This is a genomic window from Haloferax chudinovii (genome assembly GCF_042663345.1).
GTDB classification, from domain to species: domain Archaea; phylum Halobacteriota; class Halobacteria; order Halobacteriales; family Haloferacaceae; genus Haloferax; species Haloferax chudinovii.
This window is the reverse complement of record NZ_JBHTAB010000001.1, coordinates 761277-777317: the sequence shown is the minus strand read 5'-3', so window position 1 is coordinate 777317 and position 16041 is coordinate 761277. Positions and strand designations below refer to the sequence as shown.

General features: G+C 67.1%; 11 protein-coding genes. 8 read left to right on the top strand and 3 right to left on the bottom strand.

Annotated features, from left to right (window positions below; genetic code table 11):
• Positions 1–34: 34 nt before the first annotated feature.
• The 4 genes from pstC (at position 35) to phoU (ending at position 4375) form a co-directional block, all read left to right on the top strand.
• Positions 35–994 carry a phosphate ABC transporter permease subunit PstC gene (gene pstC / locus ACFQI8_RS04085; RefSeq protein ID WP_390242933.1) on the top strand — a complete coding sequence of 320 codons (960 nt, stop codon included), beginning with the start codon at positions 35–37 and terminating at the stop codon, positions 992–994.
• A 1-nt stretch (position 995) separates the two neighbouring features.
• The gene (pstA, locus tag ACFQI8_RS04080; RefSeq protein WP_390242932.1) at positions 996–2624 is read left to right on the top strand and encodes a phosphate ABC transporter permease PstA; all 1629 of its coding nucleotides are present in this window, start codon (positions 996–998) and stop codon (positions 2622–2624) included.
• Positions 2625–2675: 51 nt separating this feature from the next.
• Entirely contained in the window at positions 2676–3524 is an 849-nt protein-coding gene (gene pstB / locus ACFQI8_RS04075; RefSeq protein ID WP_390242931.1) for a phosphate ABC transporter ATP-binding protein PstB, read from the top strand.
• Positions 3525–3694: 170 nt separating this feature from the next.
• The gene (phoU, locus tag ACFQI8_RS04070; RefSeq protein ID WP_390242930.1) at positions 3695–4375 is read left to right on the top strand and encodes a phosphate signaling complex protein PhoU; all 681 of its coding nucleotides are present in this window, start codon (positions 3695–3697) and stop codon (positions 4373–4375) included.
• Positions 4376–4456: 81 nt separating this feature from the next.
• Here phoU and ACFQI8_RS04065 read toward each other — a convergent pair whose 3' ends face one another.
• Positions 4457–6688 (bottom strand): CDC48 family AAA ATPase, encoded by a 2232-nt coding sequence (locus ACFQI8_RS04065; protein ID WP_390242929.1) that lies wholly within the window; start codon positions 6686–6688, stop codon positions 4457–4459.
• 193 nt (positions 6689–6881) lie between these two features.
• Here ACFQI8_RS04065 and larC point away from each other — a divergent pair, with 193 nt between their 5' ends.
• Positions 6882–8324: a nickel pincer cofactor biosynthesis protein LarC gene (gene larC, locus ACFQI8_RS04060; protein ID WP_390242928.1), complete on the top strand. Its 1443-nt coding sequence runs from the start codon at positions 6882–6884 to the stop codon at positions 8322–8324.
• A gap of 45 nt (positions 8325–8369) precedes the next feature.
• Here the strand turns inward: larC and ACFQI8_RS04055 are convergent, their stop codons facing one another.
• Positions 8370–9110 (bottom strand): hypothetical protein, encoded by a 741-nt coding sequence (locus ACFQI8_RS04055; RefSeq protein WP_390242927.1) that lies wholly within the window; start codon positions 9108–9110, stop codon positions 8370–8372.
• Positions 9111–9272: 162 nt separating this feature from the next.
• Between ACFQI8_RS04055 and radB the strand changes: the two genes are divergently transcribed.
• The gene (radB, locus tag ACFQI8_RS04050) at positions 9273–9962 is read left to right on the top strand and encodes a DNA repair and recombination protein RadB (RefSeq protein WP_390242926.1); all 690 of its coding nucleotides are present in this window, start codon (positions 9273–9275) and stop codon (positions 9960–9962) included.
• A 101-nt stretch (positions 9963–10063) separates the two neighbouring features.
• On the opposite strand, the gene ACFQI8_RS04045 is transcribed toward radB, so the two are convergent.
• Positions 10064–11206, bottom strand: coding sequence for a CBS domain-containing protein (locus ACFQI8_RS04045; RefSeq protein WP_390242925.1), 1143 nt, complete (start codon positions 11204–11206; stop codon positions 10064–10066).
• A gap of 390 nt (positions 11207–11596) precedes the next feature.
• Here ACFQI8_RS04045 and ACFQI8_RS04040 point away from each other — a divergent pair, with 390 nt between their 5' ends.
• Both ACFQI8_RS04040 and ACFQI8_RS04035 read left to right on the top strand, forming a co-directional pair.
• Complete coding sequence (locus tag ACFQI8_RS04040) at positions 11597–13924, top strand: type II/IV secretion system ATPase subunit (protein ID WP_390242924.1); 2328 nt, start codon at positions 11597–11599, stop codon at positions 13922–13924.
• A complete protein-coding gene (locus tag ACFQI8_RS04035) occupies positions 13914–16040 on the top strand; it encodes a type II secretion system F family protein (protein ID WP_390242923.1) in 2127 nt (708 codons plus the stop codon). Before ACFQI8_RS04040 ends, ACFQI8_RS04035 begins: the two co-directional genes overlap by 11 nt.
• Position 16041: the final 1 nt, after the last annotated feature.

Here is a 16041-nt window from a genome sequence, read left to right as displayed (position 1 = left end):
GCGCTTTTTCACACACCACGATTCAATCCAACCAATGAGCACAGATGACCTCGAAACCGACCTCACGCGGAACACGGAGAACGCTCCGCGTGAGCTACTGACGCGGTCGTTCTTCTTCCTGTGCGCGGCGCTGTCCGTCGTGACGACCCTCAGTATCGTCGGGCTCCTCATCACGGAGGCGGCCAAGTTCTTCACGCTGACGGCCTCGCTGATGGGAGTGACGGGAGAGACGGCGTCTATCGTCGACTTCCTCACCGGAACCACGTGGCAGATACACAGCCAAGAGTTCGGCGTGCTGGCGCTCGTGTCGGCGACGCTGATGGTCACTATCGGGTCGGCCGTCATCGCGCTCCCGCTCGGCGTCGCCACCGCCATCTACCTCAGCGAGTACGCGAGCGCGCAGGCCCGGTCGATTCTCAAGCCGGCGCTGGAAATCCTCGCGGGCGTCCCGACCGTCGTCTACGGCTTCTTCGCGCTTATCTACATCACCCCGGCGCTGGAAGTCGTCTTCCCCGACATCGGGACGTTCAACATGCTGTCTGCGAGCATCGTCGTCGGTATCATGATCATCCCGATGGTCGCCTCCATCAGCGAGGACGCGATGTCCGCCGTCCCCGACGAACTCCGGCAGGCGGGCTACGGCATGGGCGCGACGAAGTTCGACGTGTCGACCGGCATCGTCGTCCCTGCCGCGCTCTCCGGCATCTTCTCCTCGTTCATCCTCGCGCTCTCGCGCGCCATCGGGGAGACGATGGCCGTCACCGTCGCCGCGGGCGCGCAGGCGAAGTTCCTCAACCCGCTGAACCCCGCGTCGTACCTCGAAGGCGCGCTCCCGATGACCGCCGCGATGGTCCAGCTTCTCACCGGTGACATCACCGGCGGCGGGCTGGCCTACCGCAGTCTGTTCGCCATCGGCCTCGTGCTCTTCGTCATCACACTCGTCATGAACGTCATCAGCGACTACGTCTCGCGGCGTTACCGGGAGGCCTACTGAGATGGCGACCGACACCGACACCGACTACATCGACAGCTTCGGACAGGTCAGCCGAACCACCGGAACCGTCTTCCGGTATCTGCTGTTGGGCGCGACGATGTTCGGCATCGTCACGCTCGCTGTCCTCCTCGTCTACGTCGCAAACGACGCGATTCGCCCGCTCACCGCCGACCTCGGCTGGCACCTCACCTTCTTCCTGACGCTCGTCGTCCCCACGGCGGTCGTCGTCGGCTATCTCGCCCGGCGCAACGTGCCAGCGCTCAAACTCGGCGGCATGGTCGTCGGGATGCTCGCCGTCTCCCTGATGTTCAGCGGCGGCGTCGCCGTCGTCTTCGTCGACATCATCCCGCCGCTGACCGGTCTCTCGTACGTCGTCGGTCTCCTCGTGCCGGCGGCGCTCGTCGTCGTCCTGACGAGGTACGAACAGCGGATTTCCTTCACCCTCCGCGTCGCCGCGACCGGAGCCGCGTTCATCCTCTCGCTCGTCGGCGTGCCGGGCTACTTCCACAGCGTCCCCGAAATCGTCCGCCAACTCCCCGTGGTCCCCGCCGACTGGATGATTCTGACGCTCGTCCTCGGGGGCGTGACCGCGGTCGTCGTCGGCCAGTACGTCGCTCGAATCCGCGAAGACACCACGGCCGGCCTCGCGGCGGGGGCGTCCGCGCTCCTCTTAACCGGCCTCGCGGCCGTCGTCGGCCCGACGCTGGGCGTCGACGCGAACGCCGCCGCCGTCGTCACGTCGGTCGGGTTCGTTCCCACGGTGGCCTACGCCGGCGGCGCGGCGGTCACCCGCGAACGGGAGCGAATCGGCCTCCTACTCGCGGCCGTCGTCATCGGCGGCTCGCTCGTCGGCGCGGTCGCGGTCGACGCGCTCGGCTTCGCCGGCCCGCAGTCGTGGGTCGACTGGCAGTTCCTCACGAGCGCCCACAGCGGGTCCGCGGAGAACGCCGGTCTCTACCCGGCCATCGGCGGCTCCATCCTGCTGATGGCGACGGTCGCCGCCCTCTCGTTCCCGCTCGGCGTCGGCGCGGCGGTGTACCTCGAAGAGTACGCCCCCGACAACGCCTTCACCCGATTCATCGACGTGAACATCTCGAACCTCGCCGGCGTCCCCTCGGTCGTCTACGGCCTGCTCGGACTCGGCGTGTTCGTCACCTACCTCGGCCAGCCCACGGGAACGGTCATCATCGGCGGCGCGACCCTCGCGCTCCTCATCTTGCCCATCGTCATCATCTCCTCGCGCGAGGCGATTCGGTCGGTCCCCAGCGATATGCGGCAGGCGTCCTACGGCATGGGCGCGACGCGCTGGCAGACCGTGAAGAACGTCGTCCTCCCGGAGGCGTTCCCCGGCATCCTGACCGGGACCATCCTCGCGCTCGGCCGGGCCATCGGCGAGACCGCGCCGCTCATCATGATCGGCGCGCCGAACGTCCTTTTCACCCTGCCGACCGAGCTCACCTCGAAGGTGAGCGCGATGCCCCTGCAGGTGTACGCGTGGTCCAGCCTGTTCGCCAGCGAGGACTTCTACACGAAGGCCGTCCCGGCGGGCGTCGTCGTCCTCCTGGCGGTCCTCCTCGCCATGAACTCCATCGCCATCGTCCTGCGCAACAAGTTCGAAAGTGGAAACTGAACGTCACCAATGAGCCAAAGAGACAATGCATCCGAGGGAGAACAGCAAGCCATGAACGGAACAGAGGACCCGACGAACGACGAGATGCTCGTCGAAACCGACGTGAGCGACGGGCTCTCTGCGTCGGCGAACTCGGTGAGCCGGGGCGCCGAGACGGTCATCAGCTCGGAGAACATCAACGTCTGGTACGGAGACGACCAGGCGCTCACCGACATCACGATGGAGATTCCCGAAAACAGCGTGACCGCCATGATCGGTCCCTCCGGCTGTGGGAAGTCCACGTTCCTCCGCTGTATCAACCGCATGAACGACCTCATCGACGTCGCCCGCGTCGACGGCCGACTCACGCTCCGGGGCAAGAACGTCTACGACGACGACGTCGACCCCGTCGCGCTCCGCCGCCGCGTCGGCATGGTGTTCCAGAAGCCGAACCCGTTCCCGAAGAGCATCTACGAGAACGTCGTCTACGGTCTGAAGATTCAGGGCGTCGACGCCGACTACGACGAAGTCGTCGAGGAGTCGCTCAAGCGCGCCGCCCTCTGGGACGAGGTGAAAGACCGCCTCCACGAGTCCGGGCTCGACCTCTCCGGCGGCCAACAACAGCGCCTCTGTATCGCCCGCGCCATCGCGACCGACCCCGAGGTGTTGCTCATGGACGAGCCCGCGTCGGCGCTCGACCCCGTGGCGACCTCCCAGATCGAAGACCTCGTCGAAGAGCTCGCCGAGGACTACACGGTCGTCATCGTCACCCACAACATGCAACAGGCCGCGCGCATCTCCGACAAGACCGCCGTCTTCCTCACCGGCGGCGAACTCGTCGAGTTCGACGACACCCAGAAAATCTTCGAGAACCCCGAGAGCCAGCGCGTCGAAGACTACATCACCGGCAAGTTCGGATAGCCCTCGTCCGCGCTCGCGAATTTTCGGTTTGTGAGACGTTCGATTCACGCCTCCCGAGCGACGCCCACGCCCCGCCGTCGCGAATTTGACACGGTCGTTCGGGACGTTCCGACGGCTCGACCACCGGAACCATCACAAGGAATTTGACTTCGCCTGTCGGAACGTCACGTATGGCTAGAAACACGTACCAGTCTCGCCTCGACCAGCTCGAAGAGGACGTGTTGTACCTCAGCGAACTCACCGCCGAACGGGTCCGATACGCCCTCGACGCGCTCGAAGACAAAGACGAGCAGAAGGCACAGGAAGTCATCGAGGGAGACCGCGAAATCAACCGCATCTACCTCGACTTGGAACAGGACTGCATCGACCTGCTCGCGCTCCAACAGCCGGTCGCGGGCGACCTGCGATTCATCGCGGCGTCGTTCAAGATTATCACCGACCTCGAACGCATCGGCGACCTCGCGACCAACCTCGCGCAGTACGCCATCGACGCCCAAAACGACGTGTACGCGGAGGTCGACATCCGCCGCATCGGCGACGCCGCCCTCGACATGGTCGACCAAGCGATGGACGCCTACGAGGCCGAAGACACCGAGCTCTGCCGCTCCGTGGCCGAGCGCGACGACAACCTCGACACGATGTGTGACAACGCTTCCCAGAGCATCGTCCGCGACCTCATGAGCGGCGACGACTTCGAGGGCGACGGCGACCTCGACCCCGAGTCCGCCCTCGTCGACGTCCGCCGACTCCTGCTCACGGTGCGCGACCTCGAACGCATCGGCGACCACGCCGTCAACGTCGCGGCGCGGACGCTCTACATGATAGACAACGACGACTCACTGCTGTTCTGAGCGGGCGTCTCAAACCGACGCGTCGCTGTCTTCTTCGAAAATTGGGAGAGAGACGCGACCGCAGAGCGCCGACCGTCGGGCTTACTGGAAGCCGATGCGGCCGCCGTCGCGGGTGTCGGGCGACAGCCCCTCGCGGGAACCGCCCTTGAACTGGTCTTGGATGTCCTCGTAGTAGCGCATCAGGTCCTCGGTGATGGTCGGGCGGACCGACTCCATCGCCTTACGGAAGTGGCGCATCTCGATTTCCTCGGCGTCGTCGTCCTCGCGGAGCGCCTCGATGGCCGCCTCGCGGCAGATGGATTCGAGGTCGGAGCCGACGTAGCCGTCGGTTATCTCCGCGATTTCGCGGAGGCTCACGTCGGGGGCGAGCGGGCTCTCCTGCGTGTGGATGTCGAGAATCTGCTCGCGGCCCTCCTCTGCGGGCTGGCCGATGAGCACGAGGCGGTCGAACCGGCCCGAGCGGATGAGCGCGGGGTCGATCATGTCCGGGCGGTTGGTCGCCGCGATGACCATGACGTTGCCCGCGTCCTCGAGGCCGTCTAGCTCCGTCAGGAGCTGGTTGACGACGCGCTCGGAGACGTTGTTGCCCATGTCGTTGCCGCGGGCCGGGGCGAGCGCGTCCAACTCGTCGAAGAAGATGATGGTCGGCGAGACCTGCCGCGCCTTGCGGAACGTCTGCCGAATCGCCTTCTCCGACTCACCGACCCACTTCGACAGCAGCTGCGGGCCGCGAACCGAGATGAAGTTCGCGTTCGTCTCGTTGGCGACGGCCTTCGCTATCAGGGTCTTGCCCGTGCCGGGCGGCCCGTAGAGGAGCACGCCCTTCGGAGCCTCGATGCCCATCCGCTGGAACTTCTCGGGGGTCGTCAGCGGCCACTCGACGCTCTCTTGGACCTTCTGTTTGGGCCCTTCGAGACCGCCCACGTCTTCCCACGTGACCTTGGGAATCTCGACGAGCACCTCGCGCATCGCCGAGGGTTCGACCTCGCCGAGCGCGCCGCCGAAGTCGTCGTTCTTGACGACCATGCGGTCGATGAGGCTCGGCGGGATGTCCTCCCTGTCGAGGTCGATTTCGGGGAGGTAGCGCCGGAGCGCCTTCATCGCGGCCTCCTTGGTCAGCGCCTCGATGTCCGCACCGACGAAGCCGTGGGTGTCGTCGGCGAGGTCGTCGAGGTCCACGTCGTCCGAAAGCGGCATCCCGCGGGTGTGAATCTGGAGGATCTCCTTGCGGCCCTCCTCGTCAGGCACGCCGATTTCGATTTCGCGGTCGAACCGGCCGGGACGGCGGAGCGCGGGGTCGACCGAGTCGACGCGGTTCGTCGCCGCGATGACGATGACCTGGCCGCGGGCTTCGAGCCCGTCCATCATCGTCAAGAGTTGGGCGACGACCCGGCGTTCGACCTCGCCGGTCACGTCCTCGCGTTTGGGCGCGATGGAGTCGAGTTCGTCGATGAAGATGATGCTCGGCGACTCCTCTTTGGCGTCCTCGAATATCTCGCGGAGCTGTTGTTCGGACTCGCCGTAGTACTTCGAGATGATTTCCGGCCCTGCGATAGAGAAGAAACTCGCCGAGGTCTCGTTGGCGACCGCGCGGGCGAGAAGCGTCTTCCCGGTGCCCGGCGGACCGTGGAGCAACACCCCCTGCGGGGGCTCGATGCCCAGTTTCTTGAATATCTGGGGGTGTTTCATCGGCAGTTCGACCATCTCGCGGACGCGCTGAATCTCGTTTGTCAGCCCGCCGATGTCCTCGTAGGTGATGCCGCCGCCGGCCTTCTCGAAGCCCGAGATGGGCTCCTCGCGGAGCTCGACGTCGGTGTCCTCGGTGACGAGGACGACGCCGTCGGGCTTCGTCTCGACGGCGATGAGCGGAATCGCCTGTCCGGGCGACCGCATAAACGGGTGGTTCGTGCTCGACATCACCGGGACGATGTCGCGTTCGACCACGGGGCGTTTGAGAATCTGCCGTTTGACCATGCCGGCCGCGTCGGACCCGAACTGGACGCTCGCCTCCTCTGGCGGCGCCAACACGAGCTTGTCGGCCTTCGTGGCCTCTGCCTTGCGGATGGTGACCCGCTCTCCGATGCCCACGTCGGCGTTCTGCCGCGTGAACCCGTCGATGCGGACCGTATCCGTGTTCCAATCCTGCCGGTCTGCCCGCCACACCTTCGCGGCGGTCGTCTTTCCTCCCTCGATCTCGATGATGTCTCCCGGCGAGAGCTTGAGATGGAGCAAGGTGTCCGGATCAAGACGGGCGATACCGCGCCCCGAGTCGTTCGGGTACGCTTTCGCCACTTCGAGTTGGACTTCGTTCATGATTACCTCGCGGGGATGCTGATACCTGTGAGAGGCCATCGGATAAGTCCTTCCCCGGTCGGCCCGAGGCGACGTCCTCTCGTGGTTACAGCCTAGCACACCGTAGGGCGGGCGGCTACTAATCCCTACCGACTGGACAGGGGACGGCACGTCGATGGCCGGCGTTTTTACGCTCGAACACGACGGTTCACGCATGCGACTCCTCGCGTTCGACGGCCGGATGGGTGCCAGCGGCGACATGCTCCTCGGCGCGCTCGTCGCCGCCGGTGCCGACCCGTCCGTCCTCTCGCCCGTCGAAGACGCCCTCGACGTGACCTACCGCGTCCACGAGGTCGACAAAAACGGTATCCTCGCGACCAAGGTGGACGTGCTCCTCGCGGAGGCCGACGGGGGCGACCCCCGCGGCGAGGGCCACGCCGACGACCACCGACACCAGCCCGAAACCGAGGACGGTGACGATGACGAGCACGGCGAGGGTGACGGAGACGACGAGGGTGGCGTCGACGCCGGGCACAGCCACCAGCACCAGTACCGTCGGCACGACCACGCCCGCGGCGAGAGTGCACACTCTCACGACCACGACCACGCACACTCTCACGACCACGACCACGACGACCCCACTCACGCCGAGGGACACGGCCCGCATCGGACCTATCCCGAGGTCGTCGACCTCGTCGAGTCGATGGACGTGCCCGCGGGCGTCGTCGCGGACGCGACGGCCATCTTCCGCGTGCTCGGCGAGGCCGAGGCCGAGGTCCACGGCACGGCCCTCGACGCGACGCACTTCCACGAGGTCGGCGCGGACGACGCCATCGCCGACGTGGTCGGCGTCTGTCTCCTCCTCAACGACCTCGGCGTCGACCGCGTCGTCACCGGCCCGGTCGCCGTCGGCGGCGGCGAAGCCGAGATGAGCCACGGAACCTACCCGGTCCCCGCCCCCGCCGTGGTCAACATCGCCGCGGCGGCCGACTGGTCGGTCCGCGGCGGCCCCATCGAGGCCGAACTCCTCACCCCCACGGGCGCGGCCATCCTCGCGCACCTCGCCGAGGGCGTCGAGACGCTCCCGTCGATGTCGGTCGAGTCGTCCGGCTACGGGGCCGGCGGTTGGGACTTCTCGGACCATCCGAACGTCCTCCGCGCGGTCGTCGGCGACGGCGGCTCGCGGCTCGTCCGCGACGAGATTTCCGTCCTCGAAACGAACCTCGACGACGCGACGCCCGAGGTCCTCGGCGGGCTACAGGAGACCCTCAAAGACGCCGGCGCGCGCGACGTGACCATCGTCCCGACGACGATGAAGAAATCCCGCCCCGGCCACCTCGTCAAGGTCGTCGTCAAGCCCGAAGACGCCGAGCGCGTCGCCTACCGCCTCGCGGTCGAGACCGGCACGCTCGGAATCCGCGAGCACGGCGCGGGCCACCGCTGGACCGCCCGCCGCGAGTTCGAGACGGCGACGCTCGACGTCGACGGCGACGACTACGAGGTGAGTGTCAAGGTCGGAAGCGACGCCGACGGCGTCGTCTACGACCGAAGCGCCGAGTACGACGACGCGCTCGCCGTGGCGAACGAGACCGGCCTCCCGGTCCGCGAGGTCATGCGCCGCGCCGTCGACGCGGTGGCGTCGGACGACAACGAGTGAGCCACGGACACGGAGCTAGGACCGGTTATTCGGTGCCTAACCGCCTCACTCCTCGCGCGAGCGGTGTTCGTCCAGCGCCTCGTCGATGCTCAGTTCGCCGCCGGCGACGCGCCGGGCGAGCTCCTCGTCGATGGTGCGGTTGTCCTCGGACGCCTCCCGCGAGCGCGCCTTGATGCGCGTGAGTTCGCCCTCGGTCGGCTCTATCTCGCGGGACTCGATGCGCTCGCCGCCCCGGCGGGCGATGTTCACCGCGGCGAGCACGTCGCCCATGCCGCGCGCGCCGCTTCCGAGGTACGGCGTCGTCCCGGTCTCGTCGACGAGTTCGACCGCGACGCCGTCGAGTTCGTTGATGAGCTTCGCGCCCTGCAGGCGCGCGCCGTCGCCGATGCGGACCACGGGGTCGACCGCGTCGTCGGTCTCCTCTCGGATGACGTCGACGGCGTCCGAAAGCGGGACGTGGAACGCGGCGACGACCGTCTCGCCCGAGAGGACCGCGATGCCCGGTCTGGTTCCGGGGTCGACGCCGACGACGGTCTGTCCGCCGTCGCCGCGGAGGCTCGCGAGCGCCTCGTCGACGGCGCGGCGCACGTCGTCGCCCGTGGCGGTCACGCGGCTCACGCCGGCGTCGACGCCGTCGACGTCGTCGTCCGGGCCGGTGAGGAGGACCCGTGCCCGCTCGGGCAGAGGGTCACCCGGTTCGACGGTCGTAAACGTGACACCTCGGCTCCGGAGTTCGGACACGGCCTCGTGGTAGAGGTCGAAATCGGCGGTGGCGACGACTATCACGGGCAGTCTTTGGCGGCGGCGACGAATAAAGCGTCGTGCGTGGTCTCTCGCGTCGGCCGCGGCCCGGCGTCGAGGCGGCGGTCGGTCGCGCGACTGCGAGTTCCCCCGAGGCCGCCCGCGGCGACCGGGGTCTTTTTCGGCCGGTGGCACTCACCACCAGACGTGACAGAGTCAGTCTCCACCGGCTGTGACGCGCTCGACGACCTCCTCGACGGCGGGTTCGAACGCGGCACCGTCACGCAGGTGTACGGTCCCTCCGCGGCCGGCAAGACGAACGTCGCGCTCTCGGCGGCGGTCCGGGTCGCCGCCGCGGGCGGCACCGTCGTCTACATCGACACCGAGGGCCTGTCGGTCGACCGCTTCCAACAGCTCGCGGAGGCGGTCGCCCCCGAGGACGTGGAGTCTGTGACCTCGCGGCTGATGATAAGCGAGGCGTACGATTTCGAGGACCAAGAACAGGCCGTCCGCGACGCCGAGGAGTTCGCCGCCAGCGCCGACCTCATCGTCCTCGACTCGGCGACCGGCTTCTACCGACTGGAACGGACCGCCGAGGGTGACGGCGGCGAGGCGCTTCGCCGGGTGACACGGCAGGTCACGCACCTGCTGTCGCTGGCGCGCAAACACGACCTCGCGGTCGTCCTGACGAACCAGGTGTACGCCGACCCCGACACCGACCGGACGCGCGCGCTCGGCGGCCACACCCTCGAACACTGGACCGGGACCGTCGTCCGCCTCGACCGCTTCCGCGGCGGCAACCGCCGGGCGACGCTGGAAAAGCACCGCGCGAAACCCGCCGGGGAGACGGCGACGTTCAAGATAACCGACCGCGGGCTCTCCGCGGCAGACGTGTAGAAAAAGGTCGACGCGACCGGGCGGACGACCCGACCGAATCCCGCTTCTATCTTCAGTTTGCGTTTCCTCTCGGGCGCGCCGGTGAGCGCCGGGCGACTGCGTTACAGCTCGTTGAGCTTGCGGCGCAGTTGGCCGCGGTAGCGCTCGTCGGCCTCGAAGCCCTTGACTTCGAGCACGTTGCGTTCGAGCTTGTCGAGCGCGACGTGGAACGCGTGTTGGGCGCCGTAGCCCTCGCCACTGCCGGCCAGTTGCCCGTGGCTCGTGCGGAGCCGAATCTGGCACTGGATGAGCGGCGTGCCGCGGAGTTTCTCTTTGTGCTCGTGGAAGCGGACGTGGGCGTGGAGCACGCTCATCCGCTGGTACTTGTCCGCGACTTCGGTGATAGCCGAGTTGATGTCGGCGCGGCTCAGCGTTTCGAGGAGGCCGATGTTCGTGACCTGCACGTCCATCTGCTCTTCTTCGGTGTAGGTGAGCGCGCGGAGCACGTCGGTCTTGGTCACCACGCCGAGCACCTCGCCGTCGTCGTCGGCGGGCGTGACGACGAGCCCGGCGATACCGTGTTCCAGCATGCGCGCGACAGCGTCGCGGACGCTCTCTTCGGGGGTCGCCGTGCGCGCCGGACTGGTCATCAGGTCGTAGACCGGGAGGTCGAGCATCCGGTCGGTGTCGCCGCGGCGGTCCTGTTTGCCCTGCCGACCCTCGTCGCGCACCATGAACTCGACGAGGTCGTAGGTGGTCAGGATACCTTCGAGGCGGCCCTCGTCGTTGACGACCGGCAACCGCGAGACGCCGTGTTCGCGGAGGCGGTTGATGGCCTGCCCGAGGTGGTCGCGCTCGCCGACGGTGACCACGTCGTCGGTGTAAATCTGCTCGACGGTCAGCGCGTCGAGGTTGTCGAGGACGGCTTCGAGGATGGCGTCCTGCGTGATGATGCCGTACTGTTTTTCGCCCTCGTAAACCGGCGCGACCTTCGTGTCGCCCTCGACGAGCATGCGCGCGACCTCGCGCACGTTCTCGTGACGGTCTATCTTGGGGACGGCCTTCGTCAGCGCGGCCGCTTTGGTGTTGTCTTCGACGTGCGAGTTGATGAGCTGTTTCTCACCGATGACGCCCGCGTACTCGCCGTCGTCCTGAACGATGATGCCCTTAGGGTTTTCCCGCTCGAAGATGGAGCGGACTTTGCCTAATCGCTCGTCAACGTCGACCTCGATGAAATCAGGAGTGGCGATATCAGCAATATCCATAATACATCCTTACATACAACGCCTCGTCTCTTGAAGGTTCGTCCCGTTTCCATCCGCGAGGAAGGACCGAAATCGCAAGGCCACGACGGGGCTGAAGGGGCGAATTCCGCCGGCAGACGGCCTGTGACTATTGGTAACACGTCTATTTCGGTGAATGTCGCCGTTTCTCGCCGACGCGTCGGCCGGGGATGCCGGCCGCGAGGGGCAGTACTCTCATTCGGTTGTCAGCCGTTGCGGGGTCACTTCGGGGGCGTGTCGGTCTAACTCCCCCGCCGAAAGCGAACTAGCTAGACCCCTGAATCCGGCGGTAGTTCGGGCCTAACCGGCCGAGTCACATCATCTAGTCGCTCCATACTTACAGCCGTTCCTACCGTTCAGTATTTCCAGAGAATGGCGTCTCCTGACAAGAATTCCCAGACTGATCGCCGCGATGGCGAAGAATCGTCCCGAGCAGACGGTGGCACCGCCGAACTGGTCCCCACGACCGGTCCGAAGGCGATGGCCGCCCGCGCGGGTGAACTCCCGGTCCCCGCGTCGGACCGCATCGAGTACGGCCCCGTCGACGACCCCGTCGAAGGCGGGCCGGAAGACGAGGACCGCCCGGAAACGCTCCGGGAGGCCGTCCTCCGCGAAGTGAAGGCGTTCTTCGCCGACATCGACGACGAGACGGCGTTCGCGCCCGCGCCCTCCGAGGCGTTCATCGAAGACAAGTTCTTCGACTTCGCGTTCCTCGACGGCGTCGAGACCGTCGACCACTATTGGGTGAACAAGCCCTTCGCGTTCGTCTCCATCCTGTACGACCACGAGAAGCGCGAACACCGGTACCACGTGAGCGAGCCGCGCCTCGACGCCTTCGAGGACTTCGTGCGCGAGGACCTGACGAAGATTCTGCGCAACAGCCTGCTGTACCGCGACCTCGACGCCGACGGCGACCGCGAGGAGGTCTTCGACGACGAGGCCCGCGAGATAATCTCCGAACACGCCGCGACGGTCGAAGACGGGTCGCTCTGGAAGCTGTTTTACTTCCTGCTTCGGGACTTCATTCACTTCGGCCGCATCGACCCCGTGATGCGGGACCCCGGCATCGAAGACATCTCCTGTGACGGCGACGACGTGCCCGTCTACGTCTTCCACAGCGTCTATCGGGACGTGCCGACGAACGTCGTCTTCGACGACGGCGACCTCTCGTCGTTCACCATCCGCCTCGCGCAACGCGCAGGCAAGCAGGTCACCGTCTCCGACCCGCTCGTCGACGCGAGCCTCCCGGACGGCTCCCGCGTCCAGTTGACCCTCGGCTCCGACATCGCTACCCGCGGGTCGAACTTCACCATCCGGAAGTTCTCGGACGTGCCGCTGTCGCCGGTCGACCTCGTGCGCTGGAACACCTTCAGCGTCGAGCAGATGGCGTACTTCTGGCTCGCCATCGAGAACAACCGCTCGCTCATCTTCGCGGGCGGCACGGGCTCCGGGAAGACCACCTCGATGAACGCGGTGTCGTTCTTCGTCCCCGGCCACGCGAAGGTCGTCTCCATCGAAGACACCCGCGAAATCACGCTCCCGCACGACAACTGGATTCAGTCGGTCACCCGCGACACGTTCACGGCCGACGGCCGCGGCGAGGTGTCGATGTACGCGCTCCTGCAGGCGGCGCTCCGACAGCGCCCCGAGTACCTGCTGGTCGGCGAGATTCGCACCGAAGAGCGCGTCGCGCTGACGTTCTTCCACTCCATCGCCACGGGCCACACCGCGTACACGACGTTCCACGCCGACTCCTCGGAGGGCGTGGTCCACCGCATGCGCAACGAGCCCCTCGGCGTGCCCGCCCAGATGCTCTCGGACCTCGACATCATCTCGGTGCAAAAGCAGATTCACCTCGACGGCGACCGGACCCGCCGAAACATGGCCGTCACCGAAATCGCCGGCGTCGACGACGACGGCGAGGTCGAACTCCGCGACGTGTTCAAGCGCAACCCCGAGAACGACGCCCACGAGCGCGTCGGCGACTCGGTCGTCCTCGACGAAATCGCCGCCGAGCGCGGCTGGACGAACGCCGACCTGCAGTACGAACTCGACATCCGCGCCGACGTGCTCCGGTACATCGCCGCCTCGGGCGTCGACGACTACCTGACGGTGTCGGCGATGATTCGCCGCTTCGAGCGGGACCGCGAAGGGCTCCTCGCGCACGTCTACGCCGAGACCTCGCTGGTCTCCGTCGACGAGGACGGCGAAGACGCCGAGGACGGCGAGCGCGACGAGCGCGACGGCCCGACGGACGACCTCGACGACGACGAAATCGAGGTCTCGCCCGAGACCGAGCGACTCCTCGCGGACCTGTTCGACATCGAGTTAGAGGACGACGCGGACGGTGACGAGACGACCGACGCCGCCGAGGCGGAGGCCGCCCCCGCACCCGCCGCCGAACGCGATGCCGCCGCCCCCGACGCCTCCGACACCCCCGGCGAGCCCGACGATGTCGGGACTGACTGGGAGGTCGTCGGTGACGACGCTGAGACCGGCGCAGACGCCGCCGAAGCCGATTCCACAGTCGTCGCAGACACCGTCGAGTTCGACGATATCGCGGAGGCCGGCCCCGGGCCGGCCGATGACGCCACGGACACCTCAGACGACTCAGATGCCTCGGACGACGACGAAATCGTGACCAACGACGAAACCGTGACCGACGACGACGACGACCGGGAGGCCGACGATGCCCGCTGACTCGTCGGCGTCGGTTCCCCTGCCCGACTACGAGGTCGAGCAGTACTTCCCGCGCGAACACTTCGACGAGTCGCCCGAGGACGTCGAGCGACTCCGCCAGCGCTACGGCTACGTCCGCACGTACTTCAAGCGCCACCCGGGGGGCCACCGCGACCTCCAGCGCTGGCTGAACCAGACCCGCGTGGGCACGACCTACGACCTGTATCTCAGCCAGTCGGTCAAGCTGGCGGTCGTCACCGCGGCGCTCGGCTCGCTCGTCGGGCTCGCCCTCACGTTCGTCCTCGCCCGCACGGGCGTGCTGGCGAACGCGTCGAGCCCCGTGAGCCTCGGCATCGCGGCGCGATACGTCGTCCCGCTTTCCCCCTACAAGGTGCCCATTCTCGGCGTGGCCCTCGTCGCCTTCGTCGGCGGGTTAGCGGCCGCCGGGACCTACTACGCCCGGTACTACCTCCCCAAGAGCCGCGCCGAGATGCGCGGCCGGAGCATCGACATCCTGCTCCCGCACGCCATCGTCTACATGTACGCGCTCAGCCACGGCGGGATGAGCTTCCTCGAAGTCATCCGCTCCGTCGCCGACGCGCCCGACTACGGCGAGGTGTCCCGCGAGTTCGAGATGATCGCCCGCGACATGGACCTGTTCGGTAACGACCTGTTCACGGCGCTCCGCAACTCCCGGAACCTGACGCCCTCGATCAACTTCGAGCAGTTCCTCGACGACTTGCTGTCGGTCCTCGACTCCGGCGGCGACGTGACCGCCTTCCTCGACCGCGAGTCCGCGACGTACCTCGAAGAGGCTCGCGACGAACAGGAGGACTTCATCGAGACGCTGTCGATGCTCTCGGAGGTGTTCGTCGCCGCGTTCGTCGCCGCGCCGCTCCTGCTCATCGTCACCCTGATGGTCATCAGCTTCCTCGGCGGCGACACGCTCGTCCAACTGTACGCGCTGAACTACCTCATCTTCCCACTCGGGATGGGGCTGTTCTTGCTCCTCGTGGACGTGCTCTCCGCGCCGTACACCCAGGACACGGTCCGGACGAAACACGACGTGACCGTCCTCGAAGAGATTCGGACGGTCACGGTCGACTTCCTCGGCGCGGTGCGCCGCGAGGTCCAGCGCGCCCGCGAGGCCCGCTGGGGGAGCGACGGAATCGCCTCCGACGGCGGCGTCGTCGACGAGCGACTCGACGACTACCGCCTCGAAAACGCGGTGTACGAGCTTCGGACGCTCATCGGCGACCCGCTCGACATCATGCGCCGCCAGCCGTACCTCTCGGCGGCCGTCACGGTGCCCGTCGCGCTCCTGTCGGTCGCCGCCGTCTACGCGTTCGGCCTCGCGACGCCGAGCCTCGACGCCATGCTCACGAACCCGTACAACACGACGGTCTGGTACGTCGTCCTCCCGTTCGCCATCGTAGCGGTCCCGCTGACGGTGTTCCACGAGATTCGGACCCGCCGCGAGCGCACCCTCGAACGACGCTTCCCCGACACGCTGAACCTGCTTTCGAGCGCCAACCAGATGGGCATCTCGCTGGTCGAGGCGCTCGCGCTCGTCTCTCGCTGGTCGTCCGGCGTCCTCGCGGACGAACTCCGCGCGCTCCGCAACGACATCCGCTGGAACCACGACGCCCACGCGGCGCTTATGGCGTTCGCCACCCGGCTCAACGTCCCGCAACTCTCGCGGGTCATCCGGCTCATCGCCAGCGGCGGCCGCACCAGCGGCGACCTCTCGCGCGTCCTCAGCGTCGCCGCGGAGGACACGCGAAACCGCTACAAACTGGAGAAGTCCCGCCGTCGCGCGATGGGCTCGTACATCGCCATCGTCGTCATCGGGTACTTCGTCTACCTGTTCGTCATCCTGATGCTCGGCGCGAGCTACCTCGGCCCCCTCGCCGAGATGACCGGGCCCACGACGGCGTCGAACGGGCAGGCGCTCCCAATCGGTATCAGCTCCGTCCCGCTGGCGAACTTCCACGTGGTGTTTTTCCACTCCGCGTTGATTCAGGCGGTCGGAAGCGGACTCCTCGCCGGCAAACTGGCCGACAACAGCGCCCTCAGCGGGCTGAAGTACGCCCTCGGACTGTCCGCGCTGGCGCTCGTCGCCTTCGCACTGGTGTAAC